This window comes from Delftia sp. GW456-R20, assembly GCF_001622915.1.
Taxonomy (GTDB): Bacteria; Pseudomonadota; Gammaproteobacteria; order Burkholderiales; family Burkholderiaceae_C; genus Comamonas; species Comamonas acidovorans.
The window spans coordinates 842161-856458 of record NZ_LWCN01000004.1; the positions used below are offsets into that span (position 1 = coordinate 842161).

The 14298-nt window shown below is 65.4% G+C and carries 11 protein-coding genes and 1 tRNA gene; 11 read left to right on the top strand and 1 reads right to left on the bottom strand.

Features of this window, described 5'->3' with window-relative positions; translation table 11 throughout:
• Positions 1-2: 2 nt before the first annotated feature.
• The 11 genes from A4F85_RS09225 to A4F85_RS09275 all read left to right on the top strand — a co-directional run bounded on the left by A4F85_RS09225 (position 3) and on the right by A4F85_RS09275 (position 12041).
• Positions 3-1010 carry a class 1 fructose-bisphosphatase gene (locus tag A4F85_RS09225; protein ID WP_012205101.1) on the top strand — a complete coding sequence of 336 codons (1008 nt, stop codon included), beginning with the start codon at positions 3-5 and terminating at the stop codon, positions 1008-1010.
• 26 nt (positions 1011-1036) lie between these two features.
• A tRNA-Thr gene (locus A4F85_RS09230) sits at positions 1037-1112 on the top strand.
• A gap of 751 nt (positions 1113-1863) precedes the next feature.
• Complete coding sequence (gene cysC, locus A4F85_RS09235; protein ID WP_063326395.1) at positions 1864-2550, top strand: adenylyl-sulfate kinase; 687 nt, start codon at positions 1864-1866, stop codon at positions 2548-2550.
• On the top strand, positions 2547-3182 hold the full coding sequence (locus A4F85_RS09240; RefSeq protein WP_063326396.1) for an aspartyl/asparaginyl beta-hydroxylase domain-containing protein: 636 nt from the start codon (positions 2547-2549) through the stop codon (positions 3180-3182). Before cysC ends, A4F85_RS09240 begins: the two co-directional genes overlap by 4 nt.
• Complete coding sequence (locus tag A4F85_RS09245; RefSeq protein ID WP_063326397.1) at positions 3175-4365, top strand: sulfotransferase family protein; 1191 nt, start codon at positions 3175-3177, stop codon at positions 4363-4365. The genes A4F85_RS09240 and A4F85_RS09245 overlap by 8 nt, the downstream gene beginning before the upstream one ends.
• On the top strand, positions 4355-4909 hold the full coding sequence (locus A4F85_RS09250) for a GNAT family N-acetyltransferase (protein WP_063326398.1): 555 nt from the start codon (positions 4355-4357) through the stop codon (positions 4907-4909). The genes A4F85_RS09245 and A4F85_RS09250 overlap by 11 nt, the downstream gene beginning before the upstream one ends.
• Positions 4906-5442, top strand: a complete 537-nt coding sequence (locus A4F85_RS09255; RefSeq protein WP_016450615.1) for a phage tail protein — start codon at positions 4906-4908, stop codon at positions 5440-5442. The genes A4F85_RS09250 and A4F85_RS09255 overlap by 4 nt, the downstream gene beginning before the upstream one ends.
• A 23-nt stretch (positions 5443-5465) precedes the next feature.
• A complete protein-coding gene (locus tag A4F85_RS09260) occupies positions 5466-5996 on the top strand; it encodes a phage tail protein (protein ID WP_063326399.1) in 531 nt (176 codons plus the stop codon).
• Between the two features lie 11 nt (positions 5997-6007).
• Positions 6008-6541, top strand: coding sequence for a phage tail protein (locus tag A4F85_RS09265; protein WP_063326400.1), 534 nt, complete (start codon positions 6008-6010; stop codon positions 6539-6541).
• Positions 6542-6555: 14 nt separating this feature from the next.
• A complete protein-coding gene (locus A4F85_RS09270) occupies positions 6556-7413 on the top strand; it encodes a sulfotransferase family protein (protein WP_063326401.1) in 858 nt (285 codons plus the stop codon).
• Positions 7410-12041, top strand: coding sequence for a DUF4347 domain-containing protein (locus A4F85_RS09275; protein ID WP_063326402.1), 4632 nt, complete (start codon positions 7410-7412; stop codon positions 12039-12041). Before A4F85_RS09270 ends, A4F85_RS09275 begins: the two co-directional genes overlap by 4 nt.
• 187 nt (positions 12042-12228) lie before the next feature.
• On the opposite strand, the gene A4F85_RS09280 is transcribed toward A4F85_RS09275, so the two are convergent.
• Positions 12229-13449, bottom strand: coding sequence for an MFS transporter (locus A4F85_RS09280; RefSeq protein WP_063327931.1), 1221 nt, complete (start codon positions 13447-13449; stop codon positions 12229-12231).
• Positions 13450-14298: the final 849 nt, after the last annotated feature.

The following is a 14298-nucleotide window of genomic DNA, read 5'->3' on the forward strand; positions in this document are numbered from 1 at the left end:
CCATGAAGAAAAACGTCAGCCTGACCCGCTACCTGGTCGAGCAGCAACGCGTGGACGGCCTCATCCCCGGCCAGCTGCGCCTGCTGCTGGAAGTCGTGGCCCGCGCCTGCAAGCGCATCAGCCAATCCGTCAACAAGGGTGCCATCGGCGACGTGCTGGGCACGGCCGGCAGCGAGAACGTGCAGGGCGAAGTCCAGAAGAAGCTGGACATCATCGCCAACGAGGTGCTGATCGAGGCCAACGAATGGGGCGGCCACCTGGCAGCCATGGCCTCCGAGGAAATGGAAGGCATCTACCTGGTGCCCAACCGCTACCCTCACGGCGAATACCTGCTGATGTTCGATCCGCTGGACGGCTCGTCCAACATCGACGTCAACGTCTCCATCGGCACCATCTTCAGCGTGCTCAAGAAGCCCGAAGGCCACCCCGGCGTGACCGAGCAGGACTTCATGCAGCCCGGCACCCAGCAGGTCGCGGCCGGCTACTGCATCTACGGCCCGCAGACCACCCTCGTGCTGACCGTGGGCGACGGCGTATCCATGTTCACGCTGGACCGCGAGCAAGGCTCCTTCGTGCTGGTGCAGGAAAACATCCGCATCCCCGAAGACACCAAGGAATTCGCCATCAACATGTCCAACATGCGCCACTGGGATACGCCCGTCAAGCGCTACGTGGACGAATGCCTGGCCGGCGTGGAAGGCCCGCGCGGCAAGGACTTCAACATGCGCTGGATCGCCTCCATGGTGGCCGACGTGCACCGCATCATGACCCGCGGCGGCATCTTCATGTACCCCTGGGACCGCCGCGAGCCCAACAAGCCCGGCAAGCTGCGCCTGATGTACGAAGCCAACCCCATGGCCTGGCTGGTCGAACAGGCCGGCGGCGCCGCCACCAACGGCAAGCAGCGCATCCTCGACATCCAGCCCACCCAACTGCACGAACGTGTGAGCGTCATCCTCGGCTCCAAGAACGAAGTCGAAAAAGTGACGCAGTACCATTCCGAGGCATGAATTTGCCGTTATAATTTTTGTCTGTCGCCGGTGTAGCTCAGTTGGTAGAGCAGCTCATTCGTAATGAGAAGGTCGAGGGTTCGATTCCTTTCTCCGGCACCAAACAAGAAGCCCCTGGTTCGCAAGAGCCAGGGGCTTTTTTCATGCTGCCGCGGGCATACCCCCCTGCCTCCTACCGGTAGGAGCGCTGCCAGCCCTCTGTCGCGCAACGGCTCGCAGGCATGGCCGGCCCCTGCCAGGGCCTCGGATCGCAGCCGGGACCCGCCATTCGCTGCCTGCGCCGCCTGCAGCCCGTTCGGGCGACATACACGCAGCGGTCCTGCTTCCAATTTCCATTACACGTGACCTGCCGGCGCCGGACGGAAAAAGGGCTGCGGGCCCGTGCACGCTCAGGAACGCTCGGCAGCCGATATGAACTTGATGCCGGCAACGGAGCGTCCCATACAAATACCTATTTCCAGTGATATACCACTTTCCGTGCGTCTCCTATGATCGCGGCTTCCTCTCATTTCAGCGATATTCATTGGAGCAAGTGGTATTAATGAAAATGAAAAACCATTTCAACCAGAATCTCACTTGCGAGAATAGTCGATAAGCGTTTTCAGGAAAAGCTATTGAAAACACCTTCTTGAGACAAATAAATAGCCAACAACCATCGCCAATGGCTATTGACACTCCCCACTCCCCTGACAGGACGCCACGACACGTATTCCCCAGGGGAGACGGATGCGTTCGCATTGCGAAGTAGCGAATGGTGCCGTCAGTAATTTTTCTTGAAATTTCTTAACAATTCGTAGATATTCGCCCTGTCCGATTGACCCGTCTTTCGTTTTCCCGCTTTCCCACCCAAGCCATGCCATTTTCCGGCCATACCCCACCGCCCGACGTACATGCACAACCGTTCTGCATTACAAGGCAAGATAGGGAAAATCTGCACGGACACAGGGCATGCGCCATATGGCTCACCGGTCTTTCCGGATCTGGTAAATCGACAATCGCGAATGCGCTGCAGGCCCGCCTGCATGCCGCCGGCAGACGCACCTATGTGCTTGATGGCGACAACATCCGCCAGGGCCTGAACCGCGACCTGGGTTTCTCCAACGAAGACCGTGCAGAGAACATCCGCAGGGTTTCAGAGGTCGCACGGCTGTTCGTGGATGCGGGAACCATCGTGATCGCCGCCTTCATCTCCCCTTTCCGGGCCGAGCGCGATGCTGCACGGGCCTTGTTCGACAAGGGCGACTTCTTCGAGATCTTCGTGGATGTCCCCCTGTCCGTCGCCGAGCAGCGCGACCCCAAGGGCCTGTACAGGAAAGCGCGCCGCGGCGAGCTGCGCCAGTTCACCGGCATCGACTCTCCTTACGAGACGCCCTCTGCTCCGGACCTGGCCTTGGCCACGCACCAGCTCAGCATCGCTGCCTGCGTCTCGCGCATACAGGCACTGCTGCAGATGGAGCAGGCGGCCGAGCCAGGCCCGGCAGCATGTGGCGTGGTGCCGCTGGTGGACTCACCCCTGCCGCTGGCCAAGGCACTGCAATGAATGCCAGGGCCATCCCGTCTTGCACACCTGCCGACGCATGCGCCGACGCACCCCTGTTTGCCCGGCTGGAGGCCGAGGTACGGCTGCAGGGACTGCGGGACGAGGTCGATGCGCTGCTGTCCTCACACTGGTGTGACCATGTGAACCACCGCGGCTACGAAGGTGCATGGCGCGTGGTGCCGCTGCGCTGCCAGCGCCAGCATGTGACGGCCCACCCTCTTCTTCAGAGCTTCTCCATCGAGGCGCCTGACGAAGAATGGGACGACCTGCCCTCGCTGCAGCACAGCATGGCGATGCGCGAGGTGCTGGACCAGTTGCAATGCCCGCTGCGCTCCGTGCGCCTGATGCAGCTGAAGGCCGGCTCATCCATCAAGCCGCATCGCGACCATGGCTTGAGCCTGGAGCACGGCCAGGCGCGACTGCACGTGCCCGTCTACACACACCCCGATGTGCGGTTCATCGTGGAAGGCATGGAGATCCCCATGGCCCCAGGAGAGCTCTGGTACTTCAATGCCGACGCCACGCATGAAGTGCTGAACCAGAGCACGCAGGACCGCACCCATCTGGTCATCGACTGCATTGCCAACGCCTGGCTGGCCGACCGCATCGGCAAGGGGCAGGCCCATGCATGAGCTGCAGGCAGCCTTTGCAGAACTGATTGCAAGCCCCCAGCAACAGGCCTTGCTCCAGCAGGCCAGGAGCGTGGAGTCGCTGTTGACCCAGTTGCGCCGGCTGTGGTGTCTTCCCGCCTGGAACGATACCCAGCTCATGCAGGCGCTGGAGCAGGTGAACCAGGCGGCCGCCGTGCCGGCCGCCGCATTGGTGGCCGGCGGCTGGCTGCCCCACAGGTACGAGGCACGCACGCGCAGCATCCAGTGGTGCCTGCCGGACGGGCCCGCCACCGAACCCTTCCATGACGAATACATCGGCCGCTGCCTCCAGCGCCAGCCGCTGAACCAGTTTCTGCGACCGCGCACGCCGCTGGCCACCCTGGCACGGTTGGGCACAGACCTGGGACCGAAACGCCCGGTGCGCCGGCCCGCTGGTTTCATCTTCCATCTCTCGCGCTGTGGCTCTACCCTGGTCTCGGGCTGCCTGTCGGAACTGGACAGCACGATGGTGCTGTCGGAGCCACCGGTGCTCACCGAGCTTCTGCTGGACCCCACGCTCCGCGCCGAGGAAAAGCGCCAGGCCATCAGCGGCCTGCTGGCCGTGATCGGCACCACCGTACCCGGTCGCCAGGACCTGGTCATCAAGTGGAATGCATGGGACCTCCTTCAATGGGAGCTGCTGCGCGACCTGTACCCGCAGGTCCCCTGCCTGCTGCTGGTGCGCGATCCCGTCGAGATCCTGGCCTCCCACCACCGGCAATGCGGCCGGCACATGTCGGGCGATCCGTCGCTGGCGCGGCTGGCCCCGGTCTTCGATCTCCAGTCGGACCGACAGCCGTTCGTCTCCGTGCTGGACCACCGCATCCGGGTGCTGCAGGCATTGATGCAGCGCATGTGCGAGCTGCACGACGGGCATGGCCTGCCCGTGCTGGACTACGGCCGTCTCGGACCCGAGACCCTGGAACGGATCGCCCACGGCTTCGGGCTCGCCAGCAGCAACGCCGCCCTTGCCCGCATGGCGGCGCGCCTGCGCCAGCATGCGAAGGCGCTGGACCAGCGGTTCGTACCCGACGGCTGTAGCAAGGCGGCCGTGTTCGACGCCCGTGACCGTCATCTCATCGAAAGCCGGCTGGCCGAGCCCTATGCGCACCTGCTGCGACGGGCCGGCTCCTTCGATAGCCTGGAGGTCCTGCATGCTACTTGAAGCATTACGCCCGCGGGGCCTGAGCGCACGGCCCGCGCAACCCGAGGACCAGGGCCTGCTGCGGGATCTGTTCCTTTGCGCACGCCCGCATCTCCAATCGCTGCCGCTGCCTCAGGCCGCGCTGGCGGCACTGATAGACCAGCAATACGGCTTCCAGCAGGCAGGCCACCAGCGCCGTTTTCCCCACGCCAGCCACCTCGTCGTCCAGGCCGGCGACACACCCATTGGCGCCTTGACACTGCATGACAGCGCGGCAGACCTGCACATCGTGGACATCGTGCTGGCACTGGCCGCGCGCGGCCAGGGACATGGCACGGCGCTGCTGCGCTGGGTACAAGGCAGTGCCGCCGTGCTGGGCCGCCGGGTGACGCTCAGTGTCGATGCCACCAACCTGGCTGCGCAGCGGCTCTACCTGCGCCTGGGCTTCTCCACCTTGAGTGCGGATGCCATCCAGTTCGACATGCAGTGGCAGGCACCGCAGCAGGCCGGCCATGCGCGCACCCCACCCTCCATGACCTCCCCAGAAAGGCAACACACCCCATGACGACACCGTATCTCGGAGAAATCCGCCTGTTCGCCTGGAACAGGATTCCCAAGGGCTGGATGGCTTGCTCAGGGCAGACCCTGGGCATCACCCAGAACCAGGCCCTCTTCAGCCTGCTGGGCGTCACGTACGGCGGCGATGGCGTCACCACCTTCAAGTTGCCAGACCTGCGTGGCCGGGTCTCCATGCACTGGTCCAGCACCGACAGTCCCCCCGTTGCGCTGGGCACAAGCGCAGGCAGCGAACACGTCACCCTGACGGTCTCCAACCTGCCCGGGCACACCCACATGCTGGCAGCCAGCACGGGCGGCGGCGACTCGGCCACCTTCACAGACAACTACATGGCCACGGCCATGGTCACTTCAACGCCACCGGCGGCCACGAATTTCTACGCACCGCCCGGCAATCTGGTGGCCCTGGATCCGGGCTCGGTCTCGCCCACCGGCGGCAACCTGCCCCACGAGAACTGCCAGCCCTCCCTGGTGCTTAACCCCTGCATCGCGGTACAGGGCGTCTACCCCTCGCGCAACTGAAGGCCATACAAGAGAGCAAGACCATGGACAACTTTGTCGGTGAAATACGTCTTTTCGGGGGCAATTTCGCACCCGCAGGCTGGGCGCTGTGCAATGGCGCCATCCTGAGCATCAGTCAATACGACACCTTGTTCGCGCTGATTGGCACCACTTACGGGGGCGACGGCCAGAACACCTTCGCCCTGCCCGACCTGCGTGCCCGCATACCCGTGGGCCAGGGGCAGGGCCCGGGCCTGACCAACCGGGTGATGGGCGAGCAATTCGGCGTCGCGGAGGTGACGCTGCTCCAGAACAATATGCCCGCCCATACCCACGACCTGCGTGCCAGCACCTCGGCCGCCACGGCCTCGCAGCCGGCGCCAGACCTGGTTCCTGCGCAAAACGGCACCGACAATTTCTATCTGCCCAAGCCCGGCAGCGGCGCCCTCCCCCAGAGCATGAAGCCGAACAGCGTGACCCCGTCCGGCTCCACCCTGCCGCACAGCAACATCATGCGCAGCACGGCAGTCAACTACATCATCGCGCTCTACGGCGTTTTCCCAAGCAGCAACTGAAGGCCAGGCACATGGACTACTACCTCGGAGAAATCCGCCAATTCGCCTTTTACTTTGCCCCGCGTGGCTGGGCACTGTGCAACGGCCAACTGATGCCCATCCAGCGGTATTCGGCGCTGTTCGCCCTGCTGGGCACCTACTATGGCGGCGATGGCAAGACTACCTTTGGCCTGCCCAACCTGCAGGGCGGCGTGCCCTTGGGGATGGATCCCAACGCCAACTGGCCCATAGGTACCGAAGCGGGATCGGACTCCGTGACGCTGATACAGGGCGAAATGCCCACGCACAACCATGCGGTGATCGGCCTGAACAATGCGGGAACCAAGGCATCCCCGGAAACCGGCTGCTATCTGGGCTTCGACGCGCGCGGCGGCTCCGGCTTGGTCCGCTACATGCAGACCAATGTGGCGGCCCCTTCAACCACCCTGGCGCCCACCGCACTGGGTCCCAGCGGCGGCTCCACGGCCCACGAAAACCGGCAACCGTTTCTCGCGCTGAGCTACTGCATCGCGATCTCGGACGGGATTTTCCCGCCACGCAATTGAGTACAGCCGGCGCCATGCCCCGCACACTGCACTTCATCTCCGGCCTGCCGCGCTCGGGCTCCACTCTGCTCGCGGGCATCCTGCGTCAGAACCCCCGCATGCATGCCGCGATGAGCAGTCCCGTGGCGGGGCTGCTCAACAGTGTCCTGGAGCAGATGGGCGCCGGCAGCGAGTCCTACCCCTTCTTCAACGAGGCCCGGCGCAAGACCATGTGCCGGGCCTTGATCGACGCCTACTACGCCGACATCCCGCAGCCGGTGATCTTCGACACCAACCGCCAGTGGACGGCACGCCTGCACCAGCTGGCCGAACTGGTGGAGGGTTTCAAGGTGGTCTGCTGCGTGCGCAATCCCGCCTGGGTCATGGACAGCTTCGAACTCATCCATCGCAAGAACCCCTTCAACTACAGCCGCATGTTCAACGCCGCCAGCCGGCAGACGGTGTATTCGCGCTGCGAGACCATGATGTCCGCGGCCGGCGCGGTGGGTGGCGCCTGGACGGCGCTCAAGGAAGCCTACTACGGCCCCTTGTCCGAGCGCCTGCTGCTGGTGGACTATGACCTGCTCACGCAGCATCCCGGGCGCACGCTGGAACTCATTTACCGCTTCCTCGGCGAACCCGCCTTCGCACACGATTTCGACAATGTCGAGTACTCCGAGAACGAGTTCGACCTGAACCTTGGCGTCAAGGGCCTGCACGACGTCCAAAGGAAAGTGGCCTTCAAGGCACGCCACAGCATTCTTCCTCCCGACCTGTTCGCCAAGTACCAGGACATGGATTTCTGGCAGGACCAGGCGGGAACCGAGGCAGGCATCATCGCCCCGCGCAGGGCAGACACCCAGAAACGACCCATACCGGAGGAGACCCCATGAACCGTGCCCTGCTCAGCGGCCTTTCCTCGCTGCTGTTTCCCTTCGCCGCCCATGCGGCGGCCACACCGGCCGGCGGATACCTGATGCGTGGTGGCTACCAGCCGGGGCGCCATGCGCGCCTGCAGCTCGATGCCTCCAGCCGCGCCTTCGACAGGCCCCACCATGCAAAGCCCCATCGCCCCCCAGCGGCCACGGATGCGGCAGGCCTGGACATCGTTCAGCCTGCGGCCATTTCCGAACTGGTGGTGATCGACGGGGCGGTGGCCGACAAGGCCACCCTGTACCGCGGGCTCAGGCCCGGCGTGGCGGCCGTGGAGATCGATCCATCGCGGCCCGGCCTCCCTCAGCTGGCCGCCGCCCTGAGCAACTACCGCGACCTGGCCGCGGTCCATGTGGTCTCGCACGCCTGGGATGGCGAACTGCAGCTGGGCAGCAGCCGTGTCACCTCCGACAGCGTCCTGCAGCAGCCGTCGGCGCTGGCCGCGTTGCGCCAGGCAGTGCGCGCAGGCGGCGACCTGCTGTTCTACGGCTGCGATCTGGCGGCCGGCGACAAGGGGGCTGCCCTGCTGGACATCGTCCATCGGCAGACGGGGCTCGATGTCGCTGCCTCCAGCAATCCGACCGGCAGCCCGGCCCTGGGAGCGGACTGGACCCTGGAGATCCAGCGCGGCCACATCGACACCCCGGTGGCTTTCTCGGACAAGGCCAGGGCGGACTTCTCCGAGGTGCTGGTCGCAGCCGATGGAACCCGGAATTTCGCAGGATGGTCGGGAGCACTGTCGCCACAACTGAGTACCACCGACTTCCGCCTGACCGCCAGGAACGGCAACGGATCCACTCCCAACGTCGGAATCTATGCAGGAGGGATCTCCTACATGCTGACCAATGCGGCAAACGACAACAGCGGCCACTACCTGTATGTCAAAGCCGATGGAACCAATACCACCGGGTTTGAGTTGACGGGACTGAACGCCGGTGAGTACACCCTGGGCGAGTTCACCAATCTGCGCGTCGTCGGCATGGTCCGCGGCGGAGGAACGATCCAGTCGGGCACCGTCAACTCGGTCGGCGGCAGCGGGGAGGCGTTCGCGTTCGGCCCTGCGCAACTGGCGGCCTTCGCCGGGGTGAAGCTGCAGGGCTTCAAGCTGTACTTTGACTGCGAAGGTTCCTGCGCTGCCAATGAGACGGCCTATCTGGAGTTCAGAAACTTCACAATCGCCAACGCCATCGACACCCCCCTGGCGCCCACGGTGACCGATGCACGCATCTCGATCTCGGGCGCATCCGGCACCGGTGGCGCCTACAAGATCAATGACACCGTCACCGCCAGCTGGAACAACAGCGCCGGCGGCGACAACAATAGCGGTATCACCGGCGTCACGGTGGACTTCAGCCAGTTCGGCGGGCCTTCGGCGGTCACGGCCACCAATTCCGGCGGCGTCTGGACAGCTGCCTATACCATCGTCGCCGGCTCAATCGACGCCACCAACCGCAACGTCAGCGTCACGGCCACCAATGCCGGCGGCAGCACGACCACGGCCGACACCACCAATGCCACGGTAGACAACATCGCCCCTGTCGTGACCCCTGGCAACATCGCCCTGTCCGGAGCGTCCGGCGTGGGCGGCGTCTTCAAGGCCGGTGACACCGTGATCGCCCAGTGGAACAACACTGCTGCGGGCGACAACAACACTGACACCATCAGTGCGGTGTCCATCAACCTGTCCGCCTTCAACGGCCCGGTGGCCATACCGGCCACCAACGCCGCCGGGATCTGGACAGCCACCCACCCGCTGCCGGCTGGGGTTGCAGGAAACAACCTCAATGCGAGCATCAGCGCCGTGGACAACGCCGGCAACATCACCACCACGGCAAGCACCGCCAACGCCACCGTGGACACCCTGGTCCCCGCCGTCAGCAGCATCGCCGTCAGCGGCTCGCCAGCCCCGGGCGATGCCAGCGTGGCGTTCACGGCAACCTTCAATAAGCCAGTCACCAACATCTCCACCGACGACTTCACCCTGATCGGTACGGGCACGGCTTCAGGCACCATATCCAGTGTCTCGGCCAGCACGGGCAGCTCCGTCAACGTCAACGTTTCGGGCATCACGGGCACCGGCACCATCAAGATCAACCTGAACGGCAGCACCAACATCGCCGACAGCGTGGGCAACGGGCCGCCTGCGTCCTTCAACAGCGGCGGGACTCACACGGTCGCCGTTCCGGTGGCCCCTGGTGCTCCCACGGGTGCCACGGCCACGGCCGGCAATGCCCAGGCCTCCATCACATTCGCTGCCCCGGCCAGCAACGGCGGTTCGGCCATTTCCACCTATACCGCCGTGGCCAGCGGGGGCGGAGGCCAGACCGGATCCTGCCCAGGGCCGGCGGCCTGCACCATCACCGTGCCCGGCCTGACCAATGGCATCAGCTACAGCTTCAACGTCTCGGCCACCAACTCGGCAGGACTGACCGGCCCTGCGGCCACGTCCAACAATGTTACTCCCCAGGGCACGCAGACCATCAGCTTTGCCCCTGCGGCCAGCTACAACTTCGGCACCACACCCACGCTGACAGCCACCTCCAGCGCAGGCGCCAGCTATCCGGTGAGCTTCACATCGTCCACCACGGGCGTGTGCACCATCACGCCAACGGGCTCGCTGACCTTCGTGACGGCTGGCAGCTGCTCCATCAACGCCAACCAGGCCGGCGATGCGGCCACCAGCGCCGCACCCCAGGTCTCGCAGACTTTCAACGTCAACGCCGTCGCACCGGGAGCGCCCACCATCGGCACGGCAACAGCCGGCAATGCCCAGGCCACGGTGAGCTTCACCGCACCCGCCTCCACCGGGGGAGCCGCCGTCACCTACACCGCCACATCCAGCCCGGGCAGCTTCACGGCGACGGGCAGCAGCCCGATCACCGTGCCCGGCCTGATCAATGGCACGGCCTACACCTTCTCGGTGACGGCCGCCAACTCTGCCGGGCCAGGCTCTCCCTCGGCTGCATCCAACGCCGTGACGCCCAGGGCCTCGCAGACCATCAGCTTCACGCCCGCTGCCAGCTACAACTTCGGCACCACACCCACGCTGACGGCCACCTCCAGCGCAGGTGCCAGCTATCCGGTGAGCTTCACATCGTCCACCACGGGCGTGTGCACCATCACACCAACGGGCTCGCTGACCTTCGTGACGGCTGGCAGCTGCTCCATCAACGCCAACCAGGCCGGCGATGCGGCCACCAGCGCCGCACCCCAGGTCTCGCAGACTTTCAACGTCAACGCCGTCGCACCGGGAGCGCCCACCATCGGCACGGCAACAGCCGGCAATGCCCAGGCCACGGTGAGCTTCACCGCCCCCGCCTCCACCGGGGGAGCCGCCGTCACCTACACCGCCACATCCAGCCCGGGCAGCTTCACGGCGACGGGCAGCAGCCCGATCACCGTGCCCGGCCTGATCAATGGCACGGCCTACACCTTCTCGGTGACGGCCGCCAACTCTGCCGGGCCAGGCTCTCCCTCGGCTGCATCCAACGCCGTGACGCCCAGGGCCTCGCAGACCATCAGCTTCACGCCCGCTGCCAGCTACAACTTCGGCACCACACCCACGCTGACGGCCACCTCCAGCGCAGGCGCCAGCTATCCGGTGAGCTTCACATCGTCCACCACGGGCGTGTGCACCATCACGCCAACGGGCTCGCTGACCTTCGTGACCGCAGGCAACTGCACCATTGCAGCCGACCAGGCCGGCGATGCCGCCATCAGCGCCGCACCTCAGGTCACGCAAAGCTTTGCCGTGAACGCCATCGCGCCTGATATCCCCGTCATCGGCACCGTCACTGCCGCAGACGCCCAGGCCACGGTGAACTTCACGGCCTCCGTGGGCAGCGGCGGTGCGCCCATTTCCGGCTACACCGTGACCGCCACACCAGTGGCGGTACCCGGTGCCCCCTCCGTGACAACGCAGACGGGCACGGCATCGCCCATCGTCGTGACGGGTCTGACAAATGGATTTGTCTACAACTTCACCGTCAAGGCCACGAACGGCGCACAGACCAGCGCGGACTCCGCAGCGGTACAAGCCACGCCGCGCAAGCTGGAGCTGGTGGGCGCGCCGGGCAGCGTGCCCGGCATGGCCGGCACGCCGACAGCGACGCTGTCCGGCGGCGGTGCCACCTGCACGCTGCAGGCCACCGGCGGCTTCGGCCCTGCAGCGTCCACACCGCCAGGCCTGCAGGCGCCCAACGGCCAATTCTCCTTCACGGCCGAGCAATGCACGGGCGCCGTGACGATGACCCTGGTCTACCCCAGCCCGCTGCCCGTGGGCGTGCAGTTCCGCAAGCCCGACGGAGCAGGAGGCTGGTTCGACCCCACAAATGCAGCCACCTCGCTGAACGTGGTCCTGAACGCTGCCCGCACCACGGTCAGCTACACCATCACCGACAACGGTCTGGGCGATACCAACCCGGCCACGGGCACCGTCAGCGATCCGTTCGTTCCCGTGGTGGCTGCCGTGGCACCCGGAGGCGCGCAGGCCATTCCCTCGCTGGGTGGATGGGCGCTCGCAATGCTGTCCGGGCTGCTGGGAGGCCTGGCCCTGCGCAGCAGGAAGGTGTTCACGGCACGGCGCTGACGCGCAAGCTGCCCTGGCTGTTTGGCAGCTTGGCAGGCCCTGGTTCGCAAGAGCCAGGGCCTTTTGCATGAAGAGCCCAGACCGCCTTCGGTGCAGGTGCGGCGACGGCCGTTCGCAGAGCCCGTATCGCCTGGGACTGCGGCAAGACGCCAACCCTGTGAGCCACGCCTGCTGCACAAGGCTTTTCTTAACCGCGCCCAGCGCATTCGGCCCGCCACACCGCCAGGGCCGACAGCGCAGCGCTGGCTCCCGCCAGCAGGATGGATGGCGTATAGCCACCCCAGATATCGAACAGCCAGCCCGCCAGGCTGCCCCCGGCCATGGCCGAGATACCGACCGCCACATACAGCGCCCCCAAAATGGCGCCCAGGTTCCGCGTACCGAACCAGGTGGCGGCCACGGCGGGATACAGCGCGATGCACCCGCCGTTGGCCGCGCCGAACACCAGCGCGAAACCGGCCAGGGCCACGAAGCCTCGCGCCATGGCCCACAGCCCGCACAGCACGGCCAGGGACACGGTGAGCACCATCAGAAAGCGCAGCGCCCCCATCCTGTCGCCCAGCCGGCCCAGCGCGAGGCGCCCCAGCACATTGCCCACGCCGATCAGCCCGATCAGCCCATTGGCCTGCGCGGCAGACAACCCCTGCTGGCGTGCCAGCGGGTTGATGTGGATGAGGGCCAGGAACAGGCCGATGGAGCCCAGAAAGATGGCCGCGAAATACCACCAGAAACGGGCCTGCCGCGCCGCCTGGGCCAGGTCCATGCCCGGAGCGGACTGCCCGGCGGCAGGGACAGCCGAAGGCGGCACGCCATCGGGATGCAGCCCCAGCTCCTCAGGCCGGCCGCGCAGGACGGCCGCCGCAGCCAGGCCGGCCAGTGCGACGGCTGCGGCATAGACCTGCATGGTCAGCTGCCAGGACAGATGCTCCATGAGTGCACCCGCCACCACGGGGCCGAGCAGCGTGCCCAGCCCGGTGCCCGCCAGCGCGATGCCGGAGGCTGAACTGCGCCGCAGCACGAACCAGCGCGCAATGGTGGAGACGGCGGGCACATACACCAGGCCCACGCCCAGGCCGACCAGAATGCAGAAGGCTCCCAGGAACAGCACCAGCGATGAGGACAGCAGGCTGCTGGCCACAAAGCCCAGCGCCAGCAGCACGATGCCGGCCGAGGTGACGGTGCGTATCGAGGTCCTGTCGCTCCAGGCCCCCGAGAACACGCCCACGCCGTAGTAGATCAGGGCCGTCAGGGAAAAGATGGAGGCCGTGGAAAAGCTGCTGGCACCGAACTGGGCCTGGATGCTGGCGAAAAACGCCCCGAACGAATAGGCCGCGCCAAAGATCAGCGCCAGCAGCACATGCACGGCGCCCACGATGTACCAGCCCCGGAAAAGCCTGCCTCGCCTCATTTGCATCTCCTTGGTATGGGATGACTTTAGTTGTCTATACATGCTTAGACATTAGGTATCAACCCCAGGAATACAGAGCAAAGAGCGAAATTGCAAGGACGGCTGCGGAACGCCACTACACATTAGTTTTTCCGCCACTGATCTTTAGTTTTTTCGGGGCGTGCCCACGCTGGCCACCGGCGAAGCGCGGCCTGCAGGAGCACACAGAACTGCCGGCGAAAGGCTGGCGCTGGACCACCATGCAGCCTTGCGGGCTGTGTCCTGACGTCGCATCGAGGGCGGGCCCTGGTCGTGGGGCTGAGCGCGCCCAAGGCCAGCCAGCCGTGCAGGGTGACTGCTCTAGGTCAGGCGCCAACGAGGACCGAAGCCTCGGCAGGTGACCTCTGTGGAGTCAGAGGGAGGAAAGCTCCGCCTTCGTTGCGCGATGATGGGGGAGCCTGGCCAGGTCGGGCGCGGCTGAGGAGCGAAGCCTCTGGCGATGACCTATGCGGGGTGGTTTCGAGTGCTCGACCGCCCTGCCTCACTGGCGCGATGAGGGGTGAGCATTGTTTGGATGGCTTAAATCGAGCCTGAGTGGACTGCTCACGGGGATGTCGAGGCCACCATGCCGCCCGCTACAGGGAGGCTTATGCGAGACACCAGGGGCGCTTAGCGCTCGGTATAAAGGCTAGCCATCGCACAAGGACAGCTGTCGGCCAGCAGTGGCCGTTCGCTCCACGTCTTTTGTCTTTTATGCACCCCAAAACAGCCATTCACTGTTCCTTCGGCATTCGTGTGCTGCAGCCGAGCGCAATCTGTATCCGTCTAACGGGTGGGCGGCAGATTTTAACTGCAGCGCAGCGCGATTTA